Here is a 14382-nt window from a genome sequence, read left to right on the forward strand (position 1 = left end):
CAGTACGCCGCGGCCGATTGGTCAATCACGACTGTCTCTGGAATACTGGGTCGCCCTGTCAAGCAGGGCGACGACACCTGGGGTGCGGCTACTCCGCCGCCTGCAACCGCACGCCCGCCTTCTTCGGCGCAATCCAGAACGCATCGGGCCGCTCGAACAGGAAGCGGGCATTGAGCCGCAAGGCGGCCCGCCAGATCGCGAGCGCACCGATTACTCCGGCGACGGTGACGATCAGCGACACCGTGCCGATATCGGGGATGATGCCGGTGCGCAGCAGCAGCGTGCGGGTCGCCGCCATCGGCAGGAAGAAGGCGAGATAGATCACGATCGAATGCTCGCCGCAGAAGCGCATGAAATTCATCCATTGGGCGCGTGCGAGCAGCGTGCCCATCGTGATGATCGCGCAGGCGCCGGCAAAACCGAGCACGAGCGAGACGATCTTCCATTCGCCGGCCCCCAGCACGACAAGGCCGGTATTGACCAGCGCCCAGGTCGCGAGCGCTGCGAGCGCAAGCGCCGGATGCTTCCGCGCGCGGTCCGACAGCGCGAACACGTAAGGCGCGAACAGATAGCCCGAATAGAAATAGACGAAGCGCGAGCAGAACTCGTCGATGACGGTCCACCCCGTCGTGATGCGTGCCGTCTCCAGCGCGGCGGCAATGACCCAGATCGCGAGCGACGGAATCTTGCGTGTCAGTTTTGTAACGACGAAGAAGATCGGCAAGAGATAGATGAACCACAGGGTGCCGAACGGCTCGATGAAGGATTCGAGATACAACATGCCAACGTGGTGCCAGCTCGTCTCCGCCGCGAAAGCGGGTGCCTTGAAGCCGAACTGGATTGTCACCCAGACGACATAGAAATAGGCGAAATGCACCACCTTGCGGTCGAGATAGGTTCGCCAGTCCCGGTCGATCACCAGCGACAGGAACAGACCCGAGATCAGGAAGAAATCCGGCATCCGGAACGGCTTTGCGAAGGCGACGGCGACATGCATGAAACCGGTCTCGCCGGCGGCGAGCTCGACCCCCAGCACCGAATGCATCATCACGACCATGATGATGCAAATGCCCTTGGCGTAGTCGACCCAGTCGACACGCGCGGCAGAAAGGGCTCTGGTGCCTCGGCTCCCTGCGATTGTGCCTGATGGTGCCATGGTGTCCCTTTTCGAGGCGCCTTTCGCCCGTCCTGTTCGAGCGTGGGGCAGTGTGGGGCCCCAGCGGTTTCCGACTTCTTTACCGGTTCAATTCCCATGCCGCTTTTTTGCATGCGGACTGTTCCCTCCCGCCGTGAAAATGCTAAACCGCCACGCGTCGGGGTTTCGTTAACCAATCTGAAACAGGGATTTTCATGCGCATCGCGATGATCGGCACGGGCTATGTGGGACTGGTGTCTGGGGCCTGCTTTGCGGATTTCGGTCACGACGTCACCTGCGTCGACAAGGACGAGAGGAAGATCGCCAGCCTTCATCGCGGCGAGATCCCGATCTACGAGCCCGGCCTCGACGAACTCGTTGCGACCAACGTCAAGGCCAAGCGGCTCGACTTCACCACCGACCTGAAGAAGCCGGTCGCGGATGCCGATGCCGTCTTCATCGCGGTCGGCACGCCCTCGCGCCGCGGCGACGGCCACGCCGATCTGTCCTACGTCTACGCCGCCGCGCGCGAGATCGCGCAGTCGCTTCAAGGCTTCACCGTCGTGGTGACGAAGTCGACTGTGCCGGTCGGTACCGGCGACGAGGTCGAGCGCATCATCCGCGAGACCAATCCCAACGCCGACATCGTGGTCGCCTCGAACCCCGAGTTCCTGCGCGAGGGCGCGGCGATCCGCGACTTCAAGTTTCCCGATCGCATCGTGGTCGGCACCTCCGACGAACGCGGCCGCAAGGTGATGGGCGACATCTACCGCCCGCTGTCGCTGAACCAGGCGCCGCTGATGTTCACGGAACGTCGCACCGCCGAGATGATCAAATACGCCGCGAACGCGTTCCTCGCGACCAAGATCACCTTCATCAACGAGATCGCCGATCTCGCCGAAAAGGCCGGCGCCAACGTGCAGGAAGTCGCCCGCGGCATTGGCCTGGACAACCGCATCGGCACCAAGTTCCTGCATGCAGGTCCCGGCTTCGGCGGCTCGTGCTTCCCGAAGGACACCAAGGCGCTGATCAAGATCGCGCAGGATTACGACGTCTCCCTGCGCATCGTCGAATCCGTGCTGGCCGTGAACGAGAACCGCAAGCGCGCGATGGCCCGCAAGGTCAGCCAGGCGCTCGGCGGCTCGCTGCGCGGCAAGACCATCGCCGTGCTCGGCCTCACCTTCAAGCCCGATACCGACGACATGCGCGATGCGCCGTCGATCCCTCTGGTGACAGGCCTGATCGACATGGGCGCAACCGTGAAGGCGTTCGACCCCGTCGGCATGGAGCAGGCCAAGGGCGAGCTGCCTGACATCACCTATTGCGAGGACGCCTATTCCTGCGCGCAAGGCGCCGATGCGCTCGTCATCGTCACCGAATGGGTGCAGTTCCGCGCACTCGATCTCGATCGGCTGAAGACCGTCATGGCGCAGCCCGTCGTCGTCGACTTGCGCAACATCTACCGCCCCGAAGACATGGAAGCCGCTGGCTTCACCTATGACAGCGTTGGCCGCCCGCCGGTGCAGGGCTGACGACGGACAATTATCCGTCAAAATCGTCATGGCCGGGCTTGTCCCGGCCATCCACGTCTGTTCACTCTCGCCAGAAAGAACATGGATGCCCGGGACGAGCCCGGGCGTGACGAGTGGATAGACCTTGCCTCGCAGCTTCGACACGCCCCTGCCGATCGACGCCGTGCTCGACGATTTGTCGCGCACGCTGGGGGCCAGCAACGCCGCCGTTCTGGTGGCGCCACCGGGCGCCGGCAAGACCACGCGCGTGCCGCTGGCCTTGCTCGATGCGCCCTGGGCCAGGGATAAGAAGATCATCGTGCTGGAGCCGCGCCGCATCGCCGCGCGTGCCAGCGCGGATCGCATGGCCAAATCATTGGGCGAGCGCGCTGGGGAGACCGTCGGTTATCGCGTCCGGTTCGGCTCGAAGATCTCGCGCGCCACGCGCATCGAGGTGGTGACCGAAGGCATCTTCACCCGCCAGATCCTCGACGATCCCGAACTGTCAGGCGTTGCCGCCATCCTGTTCGACGAATTCCACGAGCGTTCGCTCGATGCCGACATGGGTCTCGCGCTGGCCCGTGATGCGCAAACCGGCCTGCGCGAGGATCTGCGCATCCTCGTGATGTCGGCAACGCTCGACGGTGCGCGCGTGGCAAAGCTGCTCGGCGAAGCCCCCGTCGTCGAAAGCGAGGGCCGCGCTTTCCCCGTCGACACGCGCTATCTCGGCCGCAAGGCGGACGCGCCGGTGGAGCGGCAGATGGCGGATGCGATCGCATCCGCACTGCGCGCCGATAGCGGCTCGGTGCTCGCGTTCCTGCCGGGCGCTGCCGAAATCCGCCGCACCCAGAATTTCCTGTCCGAGCGCGTGCAGGACGCCTCGATCGAGATCGTGCCGCTGTTCGGCGCGCTCGATGCCGCCGTGCAGGACCGCGCCATCGCGCCGGCGCCGAAGGGCTCGCGAAAAGTGGTGCTGGCGACGTCGATCGCGGAGACGTCGCTGACGATCGAAGGCGTGCGCATCGTGGTCGATTCCGGGCTCGCCCGCGTGCCGCGCTACGAGCCGGACATCGGGCTGACGCGGCTCGAGACCGTGCGCGCCTCGCGTGCGGCGGTGGACCAGCGCCGCGGCCGCGCTGGCCGTACCGAGCCGGGTGTCTGCTACCGACTCTGGGACGAGCCGCAGACGGCGTCGCTCGCGCCCTACACCCAACCGGAAATCCTCAGCGCCGATCTGTCCTCGCTGGTGCTCGATCTCGCGCAATGGGGCGTCGCTGACCCCTCAGCCCTGTCGTTCCTCGACCCGCCGCCCGCGCCGGCCTGGAAGGAGGCTAAGAGCCTTCTCTCCGAGCTCAACGCGCTCGATGGTGACGGCCGCATCACCGCGGAAGGCAAGAGCCTGCGCGCACTGGCGCTGCCGCCGCGGCTCGCGCGGATGATCGTGGATTCGCATCGTGCCGGCGAGGGCGAAGCTGCCGCGGAGATTGCCGCGATCATCACCGAGCGCGGGCTGGGCGGCGACAGCGTCGATCTCGAGCACCGCCGCGACCAGTTCCGCCGCGACCGCTCGCCACGCGCCGCCAGCGCACGCGATCTGGCGCGGCGTTGGGCTTCGCAGGTCGCGGCATCGGAGAAAGCAGGGCAGCAGGAGGATCTCTCGACCGGCCTCATGCTCGCCTATGCGTTCCCGGACCGTGTCGCGCGCAATCGAGGCAATGGCAGCTTCGTGCTGGCCAATGGCCGCGGCGCCGCCGTCGAGCAGACCTCCTCGCTCGCCCGCGCACCCTACATCGCGATCGGCGAGATGACGGGAACGGCGGCGAGCGGCCGCATCCTGCTCGCTGCGCAAATCACCGAGGGCGAGATCGAGAACCATTTCGCCGAGCATATCGAGACCGCCGACGAGATCACTTTCGATCGCGGCGCGATGGCGTTGCGCGCGCGGCGCAAGCGCGTGCTGCACGCTATCACACTCTCGGAGGCGACACTTGCCGTCTCGCCCTCCGAGGACACCGCGCGCATTTTCGCCGACGGCTTGATCGCCGCCGGTCTCGACCGGCTGCCCTGGTCGAAGGCCGCAAAGCAGTGGCGCGACCGCGTGATGTTCCTGCGCAAGGCCGAGGGCGACAGCTGGCCTGACCTGTCGGATGATGGATTGATCGCGCGGCGCGACGATTGGCTGGTGCAGGCGCTCTACGACAAGATCGCGCTCAAGGACATCTCGCCGGGCGATCTCTCCGACGCGCTGATGGCGCTGCTGCCGTGGGAGATGCGCGCACGGCTCGACCGCGAGGCGCCGACGCATTTCGAGGCGCCGACCGGAAGCGTGCTCGCGATCGACTACGAGGCCGAGCAGGGACCGACCATCGCGGTGCGGCTGCAGGAATTGTTCGGTCTCAACACCCATCCCTCGATCGCCGCCGGCAAGGTGCCGCTGGTGCTGGAGCTGCTGTCGCCGGCACAGCGCCCGGTGCAGGTGACGCGTGATCTTCCAGGCTTCTGGCGCGGCAGCTATGCCGCGGTGCGCTCCGACCTGCGCGGCCGCTACCCGCGCCATCCTTGGCCGGACGATCCCGCCACTGCGCTGCCGACCCGGCGGGCGAAGCCGCGCGGGACGTGACTGCCCCCGGCGACAAGCCCGGGCATGACGCGCGGTGAGGGGTTCTGCGCGGTCGCATTAACCCTCCGCTCATCCTTTTCGTCAAAATAGCAGCGCTCCGGCCGCAGCTCCGCTCGCGGCCCGGCGTGTCGCGTGGTGAAATCGAGCTTTCGGCTCGGAAGTGGTGTAATGCGTAACATTATGATCATCGCGGCCGTCATGATCGGCCTCGGCACCTTCATGGCGCAGATGGCGGACAAGATGAGCTCCGCTTCCGCAACCTCGGCGCCGCGTACGACGGTTGCCGTCGCGGCCGCGGCACCGGCCGGGGGCCGCAGCCTCGCCATTTCCCGCGACGGCCGTGGTCACTTCCAGACCGAGGGCAGGATCGAGGGCCAGCGCATCGGATTCATGGTCGACACCGGCGCCTCCGTGGTTGCGCTGAATGAGACCTCGGCCGCCCGCTTTGGCCTGCGTCCCTCGCGCGGTGAGTACAACGCCACCGTCTCCACCGCCAACGGCACCATCAAGGCCGCTCGCACCCGCATCGCGATGCTCGATGTCGGCGGCCTCATTGTGCGCGACGTCGATGCCATGGTGCTGCCCGATGCGGCGCTGTCGGAGAACCTGCTCGGCCTCTCCTTCCTGTCCCGCCTCAAGCGCTTCGAATACGCCAACGGCCAGATGGTGCTGGAGCAGTAGGCGGAGCCTTTCCGCGATCAGGCGCCCTCCATTTCAAAAGAGATTTCTTTGCGTCGACCGCCCTCGCGGTAACGTTTCTTCGTTACCAAACTGCCGCAATTAACGGCCATAAGCCTTCATTCCCGCCTTTCGTTGCGGCCCGGCATTCGCTAAGGCTGCAGCAAATCCTGCCCCCCCTTTTCACGAGACCGTCGCAATGTTCCCGAAGCCGAAATCCGTATTGCTGCCCAACACCTACGCCTTCGAATCCGAGCCGATGGTGAAACCCACGGGCTTTCGCGAGTACGACGCGCGCTGGTTGTTCCAGAAGGAAATCAACCTGATGGGTGTGCAGGCGCTAGGCATGGGGCTGGGCGCACTGATCGCCGAGCTCGGCGTCAAGCAGGAGATCGTCACCGGCCACGATTTCCGCGGCTATTCGGCCTCGATCAAATATGCGCTGATCTCCGGCCTGATGGCTGCGGGCTGCAAGGTGCACGACATCGGGCTCGCGGTGACGCCGATGGCCTATTTCGCGCAGTTCGATCTCGACGTGCCCTGCGTCGCCATGGTCACGGCCTCGCACAACGACAATGGCTGGACCGGCGTGAAGATGGGTGCCAACCGTCCGCTGACCTTCGGCCCCGACGAGATGACGCGGTTGAAGGAGATCGTGCTGGGCGCCGATTTCAAGAACAAGGCCGGCGGCTCCTACCAATTCCACGAGAACTATCCGGCGCGCTATATCGCCGACCTCACCTCTCGTCCGAAGCTGACGCGCAAGCTCAAGGTCGTCGCCGCCTGCGGCAACGGCACTGCCGGCGCGTTCGCGCCGCAGGTGCTGGAAGCGATCGGCTGCGAGGTGATCCCGATCGACACCGAGCTCGATCATACCTTCCCGAAATACAATCCGAACCCGGAAGACATGGAGATGCTGCACGCGATCCGCGATGCGGTGCTGCATCACAAGGCCGATGTGGGCCTCGGCTTCGACGGAGACGGCGACCGCTGCGGCGTCGTCGACAATACCGGCGAGGAGATCTTTGCCGACAAGGTCGGCGTGATGCTGGCGCGCGACATGTCGGCGATCCACAAGGACGCGCATTTCATCGTCGACGTGAAGTCGACCGGCCTGTTCGTGACCGATCCCGTGCTGCAGAAGCAGGGCGCCAAGACCGACTATTGGAAGACCGGCCATTCCTACATGAAGCGCCGCACCAACGAGACCGGCGCGCTCGCCGGCTTCGAGAAGTCCGGCCACTTCTTCTTCAACAAGCCCTATGGCCGCGGCTATGACGACGGCCTCGTCTCGGCGATCGCGATCTGCGACATGCTCGACCGCGCGCCGGGCAAGTCCATGGCGGATCTGAAGAACGCGTTGCCGAAGACCTGGTCGTCGCCGACCATGTCGCCGCATTGCGCCGACGAGACCAAATACGGTGTCATCGACGCCGTGGTGAAGCACTTCGAGGGCCTGCAGGCGAAGGGCACGAAGATTGGCGGCCAGTCGATCCGCGATCTCGTCACCGTCAACGGCGTGCGCGTCACGGTCGAGGACGGCAGTTGGGGCCTGGTGCGCGCCTCCTCCAACAAGCCCGAGCTCGTGGTCGTGGTCGAGAGCCCGGTCTCCGAGCAGCGCATGCACGACATGTTCGAGATGGTGAACAGCGTGCTGCGCACGCATCCCGAGGTGGGCGAGTACAACCAGACGATTTGATGTTGCTCGTGAGAGGCGTGATCCATGCCTCCCTCTCCGCTGTCATTCCCCGCGAAAGCGGGGAATCCAGTACGCCGCAGCCTCTCGGCTCAATCACTGACATCTCTGGAATACTGGATCGCCCGGTCTTCGCCGGGCGATGACAGTCTGTGTGGGTGCGCCCTACGCCGCCACCACCGCCGGGATCGGCAGCGCGGTGACCGACTTGATCTTCTCCATCGCGAAGCGCGAGGTGACGTTCTTCAGCGGCACGGCGCTGATCAGCTTCTTGTAGAATACGTCATAGGCCTGCATGTCCGCGACCACGACGCGCAGCATGTAATCGACGTCGCCGGCCATGCGATAGAACTCCATCACCTCGGGCATGGCGCTGACGGCTTCGGCGAACTTCTTCAGCCAGGCGTCGGAATGGTCGGAGCTCTCGACCGACACGAATACGGAGATGCCGAGCCCGATCTTGTTCTGGTCGACGAGGGCGACCCGCTTGATGATCACGCCATCGGCCTCCAGCCGCTGGATGCGCTTCCAGCAGGGGGTCGAGGACAGGCCGACGCGATCGCCGATCTCGGCGACGGACAGCGAGGCATCTTCCTGGAGCACCATCAGGATCTTTCGGTCAATGGCATCGAGGCGGCGGCTGGTCTCGGGGATCTGGACGGCGACATCAGTCATTTGAAGAACTTTGTTCCATTTCAGGGGTCGATTTCCCTGATATAGAGAAAATCTTTCCACGGCAAGCCCATAATCTCGGCGCGAGAGTGGAATAGCTCTACGGCGCGCCTCTCAAAAGCCCTTCAACTTCAACGCGTTGCGGGGCCGCTAGGCCACCGCCATGGCGGGTGCATTTCAGCGCGGCGGCGGCCGCGGCGAATCGCAGCGCCTCCCTCACCCCCTTACCCTCGGCGAGGCCAAGCGTGCAGGCGCCATGGAAGACGTCGCCGGCGCCAAGCGTATCGACCGCCCGGACCGGGAAGGCCGGCGTCTCCTCCAGCTCGCCCGCCTCGTTCAGCCAGATCGTGCCGCGCGGACCGCGGGTCGCGGCGAGGAAGGCGGGCGTCAGCTTGGCGAGGCGCCTCAAGGCCTCGCCGTCGTCGGTGATGCCAGCGGTCTCCTGCACCTGCTCACTGGCGAACAGCAGATGCGAGGCGGCGGTGAGCAGGCCGTCCTGCAACGACATCGCGCGGTCGACGCCGACGATGACGGGAATGCCGCGCCGGCGTGCCTCGGTGCAGAGGGAGATCGCGAACGCCGCGCAGCGGCTCTCGACGAGGACGGCCTGACAATCGTCGAGCAGCTTGTCGGCATCGGGCAGCTTGACGGCCCAGAGAACAGGATCGCGATAGATGGTCAGCGTCCGCTCACCCGTCGCGTCGATGATGATCGCCGAGACGGGCGTGCTCACATCGGGCATGCGCACGATATGGCTGGTCTCGATGCCTTCGGCGGTCATGCGTTCGAGGATGAAGCCGCTCGACGTCTCGCGGGCATCGCCCATCGGTCCCGCGAACGCGACGCGGCCGCCAAGCCGGGCGATCGCGATGGCGGCGTTGAGCGCATTGCCGCCGCAGATCTCGGCGAGATGCGTGGCGTTGGCCTTGCTGCCGCGTGCGGGCACGGCCTCGACCCGAAAGGTCAGGTCGCGCACGGGAATGCCGATGCAGAGGATGCGCGGCGCGGCTGCAAGTAGCGCCATCGGCAGTCAGCTCTTGTCGTGCACCCAGCGGCCGAGCAGGTGATGGGCGATCGCGAAGGGATGCGGGCCGGCGAGCCCGTCCGGATGCGTGCGTGTCAGCATCTTCGCGGCCTCCTCGCGCGTGAACCAGCGTGCGTCCTCGAGCTCCATGCGATCGACGACGATGTCCTCGCTCACGGCCCGCGCGCTGCAGCCGATCATCAGCGACGACGGATAGGGCCAGGGCTGGGTCATGTAATACTGCACGTCGGTGCAGCGAATGCCGGATTCTTCCAGGATCTCGCGGCGAACCGCGTCCTCGATGGTCTCGGCAGCCTCGACGAAGCCGGCGAGGCAGGAATACATGCCCGGCGGAAACTGCTTCTGGCGGCCGAGCAGGCATTTGTCGCCCGTGGCAACGTGCATGATCACGACAGGGTCAGTCCGCGGAAAATGCTCGGCCTTGCAACTCGGGCACTCGCGCTTCCAGCCGCCTTCCTTCATCGCGCTGCGCGCGCCGCAATTGGCGCAATAGCCGTGGCGCTGGTGCCAGCTCACCATCGACTTCGCCATCGCGATCGCCGAGAGCTCCTCGGGGGGAATCGCGCCTTGCATCGCCATGCCGCGCAGCTCGGTCAGGGTGTAGTCCTCGCGTCCCACCAGCTTCTCGGCGGCAGCCTGCGACAGGCCCATGCCGAACATCGCGGCGCCGTCGCGCAGGCCGAGGAAGATCGTGCCGGGATTGGCGCCGCATTTCAGCGCCTCGTCGATCGAGAGCAGCGCGCGCGTCTTGTCGCCCTCGCGCCTGACCAGGAGCGAGTCGCGGTGGACGACATAGGCGCGCGAGGTCGGCTTCTGCTCCATCGCGAACAGCTTCTCGTCGTCGCGGCGCAGATGCGCGGCGCGGTCGAGGATGTTGGTGACGAAGGCCGGCTGTCCCAGCGGAAATGCGTCGAATGCTGACATTATCGTTCTTTCAACCCAACCAGATCTTGCGGCGAAGCGCGCTGATGAAATTCTGAACCTCTGCGGCGTCATGTGCCAATGGCGGCATCACGCCCCAGACCGGCCGCGGCCAGGCGGCGTCACTGGTGCGGCGCGCGATGATGTGAACGTGAAGCTGCGGCACGAGGTTGCCGAGCGCGGCGACATTGAGCTTGTCGCATTTGGTGATCTCCTTCAGCGCGCGTGAGACGCGGGAGATCTCGGTCATCAGCTGCGCCTGCTGCACCTCGTCGAGATCGATGATCTCGACCGCGTCGGGGCGCCGCGGCACCAGCAGCAGCCAGGGATAATGCGCATCCTTGATGACCAGCACCTTCGACAGCGGCAAATCGCCGATGTCGATGGTGTCGTCTTTCAGGCGGGAATGCAGCGACCAGGCGGATTCGGGCATAGGTGTTTCCGGATGGCCCGATGGGGAACGGGCTTGTGTGATACGACCATACGATAGGGATTCTGATTGGGGAAGCACGCGGACCGCATACGCGATCGTCGTCCCGGACAAGCGCAGCGAAGCGAAGCGCCGATCCGGGACCCATAATCACAGGGAGTGGTTTTGCGAAGACTCGTGGTTGCCAGCTCGCGCCACGACCACGCGCTGTGGTTATGGGTCCCGGGTCTGCGCTGGCGCTTGCCCGGGACGACAGTTGAGTTTTTGGCCGCGCTAGCGGCCAGGACGACAGCGGCTTACGCCTCCGTCAACACCCGCGCATTGGCGCGGATCGAGGCTTCGCTGACGCGAATTCCGAGGCCCGGTCCATCCGGCACCACGACATGACCGGCGCGGTTGGCGACGCGCTCTTCCAGCACATCCTCTGTCAGCACATGGTGCGGCATGTAGAATTCGCAGCCGAGCGAGATGCCCGGTGTGGCCGCGATCAGCTGCGTTCCGGCGGCAAGGCCGATGCCGCCTTCCCACAACGTGCCGCCATAGCCGGGCAGGCCGGCGATGTCGGCGATGGCCATGATCGCCTGCGCCTCGAACAGGCCGCCGGCCTTCATGAGCTTGATCGAGACCGCATCGGCGGCCTCGCGGCGCACCACCTCCATCATGTCGCGGCGATCGAAGCAGCTTTCGTCGGCCAGCACGGGCGTTTCCAGCGCCGCGGTCAGCTGCGCCATCACGTCAAGAAACTTGCGCGGCACTGGCTGCTCGATGAAGGTCGGCGCGAACTCTTCGACGTCGCGCAGGATCTTGATGGCGCCGAACGGCGTGAGCGCCTGGTTGTAGTCGACGCGCAGATCGACCTTGTCGCCGAATTCCTTGCGGATCGCCTCAAGATGATCGAGGTCCTCGCGATGCGGCTTCACGCCGGTCTTGACCTTGTAGATGACGTTGCCGTCCGGAACCATCTTCCGCATGCGGTCCAGATCGGCGGCGAAATCCGGGTCGGCGATCGAGAAGGAGAGCGGGATCGTGTCGCGCACGCGGCCGCCGAGCAGGTCGGCGACCGACAAGCCGGACGACTTGCCGACGATGTCGAGCATCGCCATCTCGATCGCGACTTTCGCTTCGGCATGGCCGACCAGCACGCGATCGAGCTCGGTCATCAGCGCACGAATGCGGCGCACCGGTTTGCCGAGCAAGATGGGGCGCAGATAGATGTCGAGCGCGGAGAAGGCGGCTTCGGGCGTTCCCGTGAACACCTCCCACGGCGCCGCTTCGCCCCAACCGACCACGCCGTCGCTCGCGGTGAGCTCGACCAGCACGCGCTTCACGGTGCCCTTGACGTTGCCGACGCCCTGCAGGCGCGCCATCTTGATCGGGCTTTCGATCAGGAAAAGCCTGAGACGTTCGATCGTTGCTTCGGTCATGTCAGGCCTCCATTGACGTGCCAGATCTGGCCGGTGACGTAGGATGCTTTTGAGGAAGCGAGAAAGGCGATGATCTCGGCGACTTCCTCGGGCCGCCCGCGGCGGCGCATCGGGATCAACGCCTCGGTCGCAGCGATCTGCTCGGGTGATAGCCGGCTTTCGCTTGGCTTGTCCTTGACAATGAGGCCCGGCGCGACCGCGTTGACGGTGATGCCGTCGCTGGCCAGCTCAACTGCGGTGAGCCGCACCAGCGCTTCCAGTGCGGCGCGGCTGGCAGCTGTCGCTGCGAAGGGCGCGAATTCGGGCCGGATCGCATGCGCCACGAACGACGATACGGTGACGATCCGCGCATCGCGCCCTGCGCGAAGGAGCGGCAGCGCGGCAGCGACCATTCGCGTGAAGGCGAGGGCGGACTCGTCCATCGCCTGCCGGAACTGATCCGCGGGCGCGCCGATCGCACCGCCGCGGCGAGCGTGGCCGCCAACCAGGATCAATCCGTCGAGCCAGCCGAAGCCAGCTTTCGCGGCAGCGACGGCATCGCCGGCGGTGGCCTCCTCGGCAAGATCGCCAAGGCACTTTGAGACGACGGCGCCCTTCGCTTCGGCATCAGCTGCGGTGGTGTCGAGACCTTCTGCGTTCGAGCGCGTATGTAGTACCAACCCGACGCCGGGCGCCGCGAGCAGCTTTGCGGTGGCGCGGCCGATGCCGCTGGCGGCACCGGTGACGAGATAAACGCGGTTAATGTCGGACATCACGATGCCGTTGTGGCCGGCGGCAATGCACCGGTGCGGTGGAAATGGCTGAGGAAGGCGCGCGTCGCGGCTTCCTGCGGATTGTCGATCACCTGCCGCGCCGGGCCTTCCTCGACCACGATTCCGTCGCGCATGAAGATCAGGCGGTCGGCGACTTCGCGGGCAAAGGCGATCTCGTGCGTCACGATCACCATGGTCATGCCCTCGGACGCCAGTTGCTGGATTACGTTCAAGACCTCGCCGACGAGCTCGGGATCGAGCGCTGAGGTCGCCTCGTCGAACAGCATGACATCAGGTTCCATTGCCAGTGCTCGGGCAATCGCGACGCGCTGCTTCTGTCCGCCGGAGAGCGTCGCCGGATATTGGTCGGCCTTCTCCGCGAGCCCCACCTTGGCGAGCTGGGCGCGCGCGAGCATCTCCGCGTCGGCCTTGGCCATGCGCCGCACCGTGACCGGGCCCTCCATCACGTTCTGAAGCGTCGTCATGTGCGGGAACAGGTTGAAGTGCTGGAACACCATGCCGGTGGTGGCACGGAAATTTGCCAGCGTCCTCACGTCCGGGAGTTTTGAACCGTCGCCGAACGCAAAGCGCGTATCGCCGACGCGGACGCTGCCGCCATCGGGCACGACAAGGAGATTGATGCAGCGGAGCAGGGTCGACTTTCCGGAGCCTGATGGCCCGATCAGCGCGACGACGCCGCCCTTGGCGACGTCGAGATTGATGTTCTTCAGGACCTCGTTGCTGCCAAAACTCTTGCGCAAGGCCCTGATCTCGATTTTTGACGTTTCGCTCATTCGCTGACCGCCAGTCGCTTCTCGCCGCGGCGGACGAGGATGGTCAGGGGGATCAGGATCGCCGCATAGGCGACCGCGACGGCGGTGTAGGTCTCCAGCGGCCGGTAGCTGTCATGGGCGGCGACCTGGCTCTGGTAGACGAGGTCGGGCACCGCCAGCACCGAGACCAGCGAGGTGTTCTTGAACTGGATGATCGACTGGTTCATCAGCGCCGGAATCATGCGCTTGATCGCCTGCGGCAGCACGATGCGGCGCATGGTCTGGATCGGCGTCATGCCGAGCGCGGCACCGGCTTCGGATTGGCCGCGGTCGATCGAGATGATGCCGCCGCGGATGATCTCCGAATAGAACGAACCGCCATAGAGCGAGAGCGCCAGCGCCGAGGCCGTGATCGGCGTCATCTCGACGCCGGCGAGGATCGGCAGCGCGTAATAGAACCAGATCAGCTGCACCAGGATCGGCGTGCAGCGGAACGCCTCGATGAAGGTGAGCGCGAGAAGACGCAGCGGCTTGAAGCGCGAGAGGGTGCCGAATGCGCCAAGCAGGCCGAACAGCAATCCGCACACCACGATGACGATTGTGAAGCCGACGGTGACGCCAAGCCCGTTGAGAAAGAGCCAGCGATAGGTCCAGAGGATGCCGAAGTCCCACTGATACATATTTGTTTGGACCTCAGACGCGACGAAGTTTGGTTTGGCAGAGCG

At 65.4% G+C, this 14382-nt stretch carries 13 protein-coding genes; 4 read left to right on the top strand and 9 right to left on the bottom strand.

Going from position 1 to position 14382, the window contains the following annotated elements:
- Positions 1-88 precede the first annotated feature (88 nt).
- Positions 89-1156, bottom strand: a complete 1068-nt coding sequence (locus IVB26_RS02545; protein ID WP_247970477.1) for an acyltransferase family protein — start codon at positions 1154-1156, stop codon at positions 89-91.
- 194 nt (positions 1157-1350) lie between these two features.
- Here IVB26_RS02545 and IVB26_RS02550 point away from each other — a divergent pair, with 194 nt between their 5' ends.
- From IVB26_RS02550 to IVB26_RS02565, 4 genes are all read left to right on the top strand, one after another.
- Entirely contained in the window at positions 1351-2667 is a 1317-nt protein-coding gene (locus tag IVB26_RS02550; protein WP_247970478.1) for a UDP-glucose dehydrogenase family protein, read from the top strand.
- A gap of 124 nt (positions 2668-2791) precedes the next feature.
- Positions 2792-5266, top strand: a complete 2475-nt coding sequence (gene hrpB, locus IVB26_RS02555; RefSeq protein WP_247970479.1) for an ATP-dependent helicase HrpB — start codon at positions 2792-2794, stop codon at positions 5264-5266.
- A gap of 168 nt (positions 5267-5434) precedes the next feature.
- Positions 5435-5947: a TIGR02281 family clan AA aspartic protease gene (locus tag IVB26_RS02560; RefSeq protein ID WP_247970480.1), complete on the top strand. Its 513-nt coding sequence runs from the start codon at positions 5435-5437 to the stop codon at positions 5945-5947.
- A gap of 196 nt (positions 5948-6143) precedes the next feature.
- On the top strand, positions 6144-7643 hold the full coding sequence (locus tag IVB26_RS02565; protein ID WP_247970481.1) for a phosphomannomutase/phosphoglucomutase: 1500 nt from the start codon (positions 6144-6146) through the stop codon (positions 7641-7643).
- Positions 7644-7805: 162 nt separating this feature from the next.
- On the opposite strand, the gene IVB26_RS02570 is transcribed toward IVB26_RS02565, so the two are convergent.
- The 8 genes from IVB26_RS02570 to IVB26_RS02605 form a co-directional block, all read right to left on the bottom strand.
- Positions 7806-8315, bottom strand: a complete 510-nt coding sequence (locus IVB26_RS02570) for an Lrp/AsnC family transcriptional regulator (protein WP_126260215.1) — start codon at positions 8313-8315, stop codon at positions 7806-7808.
- A 97-nt stretch (positions 8316-8412) separates the two neighbouring features.
- On the bottom strand, positions 8413-9336 hold the full coding sequence (locus tag IVB26_RS02575) for a sugar kinase (protein WP_247970482.1): 924 nt from the start codon (positions 9334-9336) through the stop codon (positions 8413-8415).
- Positions 9337-9342: 6 nt separating this feature from the next.
- The gene (gene nudC / locus IVB26_RS02580) at positions 9343-10281 is read right to left on the bottom strand and encodes an NAD(+) diphosphatase (RefSeq protein ID WP_247970483.1); all 939 of its coding nucleotides are present in this window, start codon (positions 10279-10281) and stop codon (positions 9343-9345) included.
- A 10-nt stretch (positions 10282-10291) separates the two neighbouring features.
- Positions 10292-10711 carry an HIT domain-containing protein gene (locus IVB26_RS02585; protein ID WP_247970484.1) on the bottom strand — a complete coding sequence of 140 codons (420 nt, stop codon included), beginning with the start codon at positions 10709-10711 and terminating at the stop codon, positions 10292-10294.
- Between the two features lie 293 nt (positions 10712-11004).
- Positions 11005-12132: a muconate cycloisomerase family protein gene (locus IVB26_RS02590; protein ID WP_247970485.1), complete on the bottom strand. Its 1128-nt coding sequence runs from the start codon at positions 12130-12132 to the stop codon at positions 11005-11007.
- Positions 12129-12884, bottom strand: a complete 756-nt coding sequence (locus tag IVB26_RS02595) for an SDR family NAD(P)-dependent oxidoreductase (RefSeq protein ID WP_247970486.1) — start codon at positions 12882-12884, stop codon at positions 12129-12131. The genes IVB26_RS02590 and IVB26_RS02595 overlap by 4 nt, the downstream gene beginning before the upstream one ends.
- On the bottom strand, positions 12884-13678 hold the full coding sequence (locus IVB26_RS02600; RefSeq protein WP_247970487.1) for an amino acid ABC transporter ATP-binding protein: 795 nt from the start codon (positions 13676-13678) through the stop codon (positions 12884-12886). The genes IVB26_RS02595 and IVB26_RS02600 overlap by 1 nt, the downstream gene beginning before the upstream one ends.
- Positions 13675-14337: an amino acid ABC transporter permease gene (locus IVB26_RS02605; protein ID WP_247970488.1), complete on the bottom strand. Its 663-nt coding sequence runs from the start codon at positions 14335-14337 to the stop codon at positions 13675-13677. Before IVB26_RS02605 ends, IVB26_RS02600 begins: the two co-directional genes overlap by 4 nt.
- Positions 14338-14382: the final 45 nt, after the last annotated feature.

The sequence above is a fragment of the Bradyrhizobium sp. 195 genome, from assembly GCF_023101665.1.
In the GTDB taxonomy this organism is placed as follows: Bacteria; Pseudomonadota; Alphaproteobacteria; order Rhizobiales; family Xanthobacteraceae; genus Bradyrhizobium.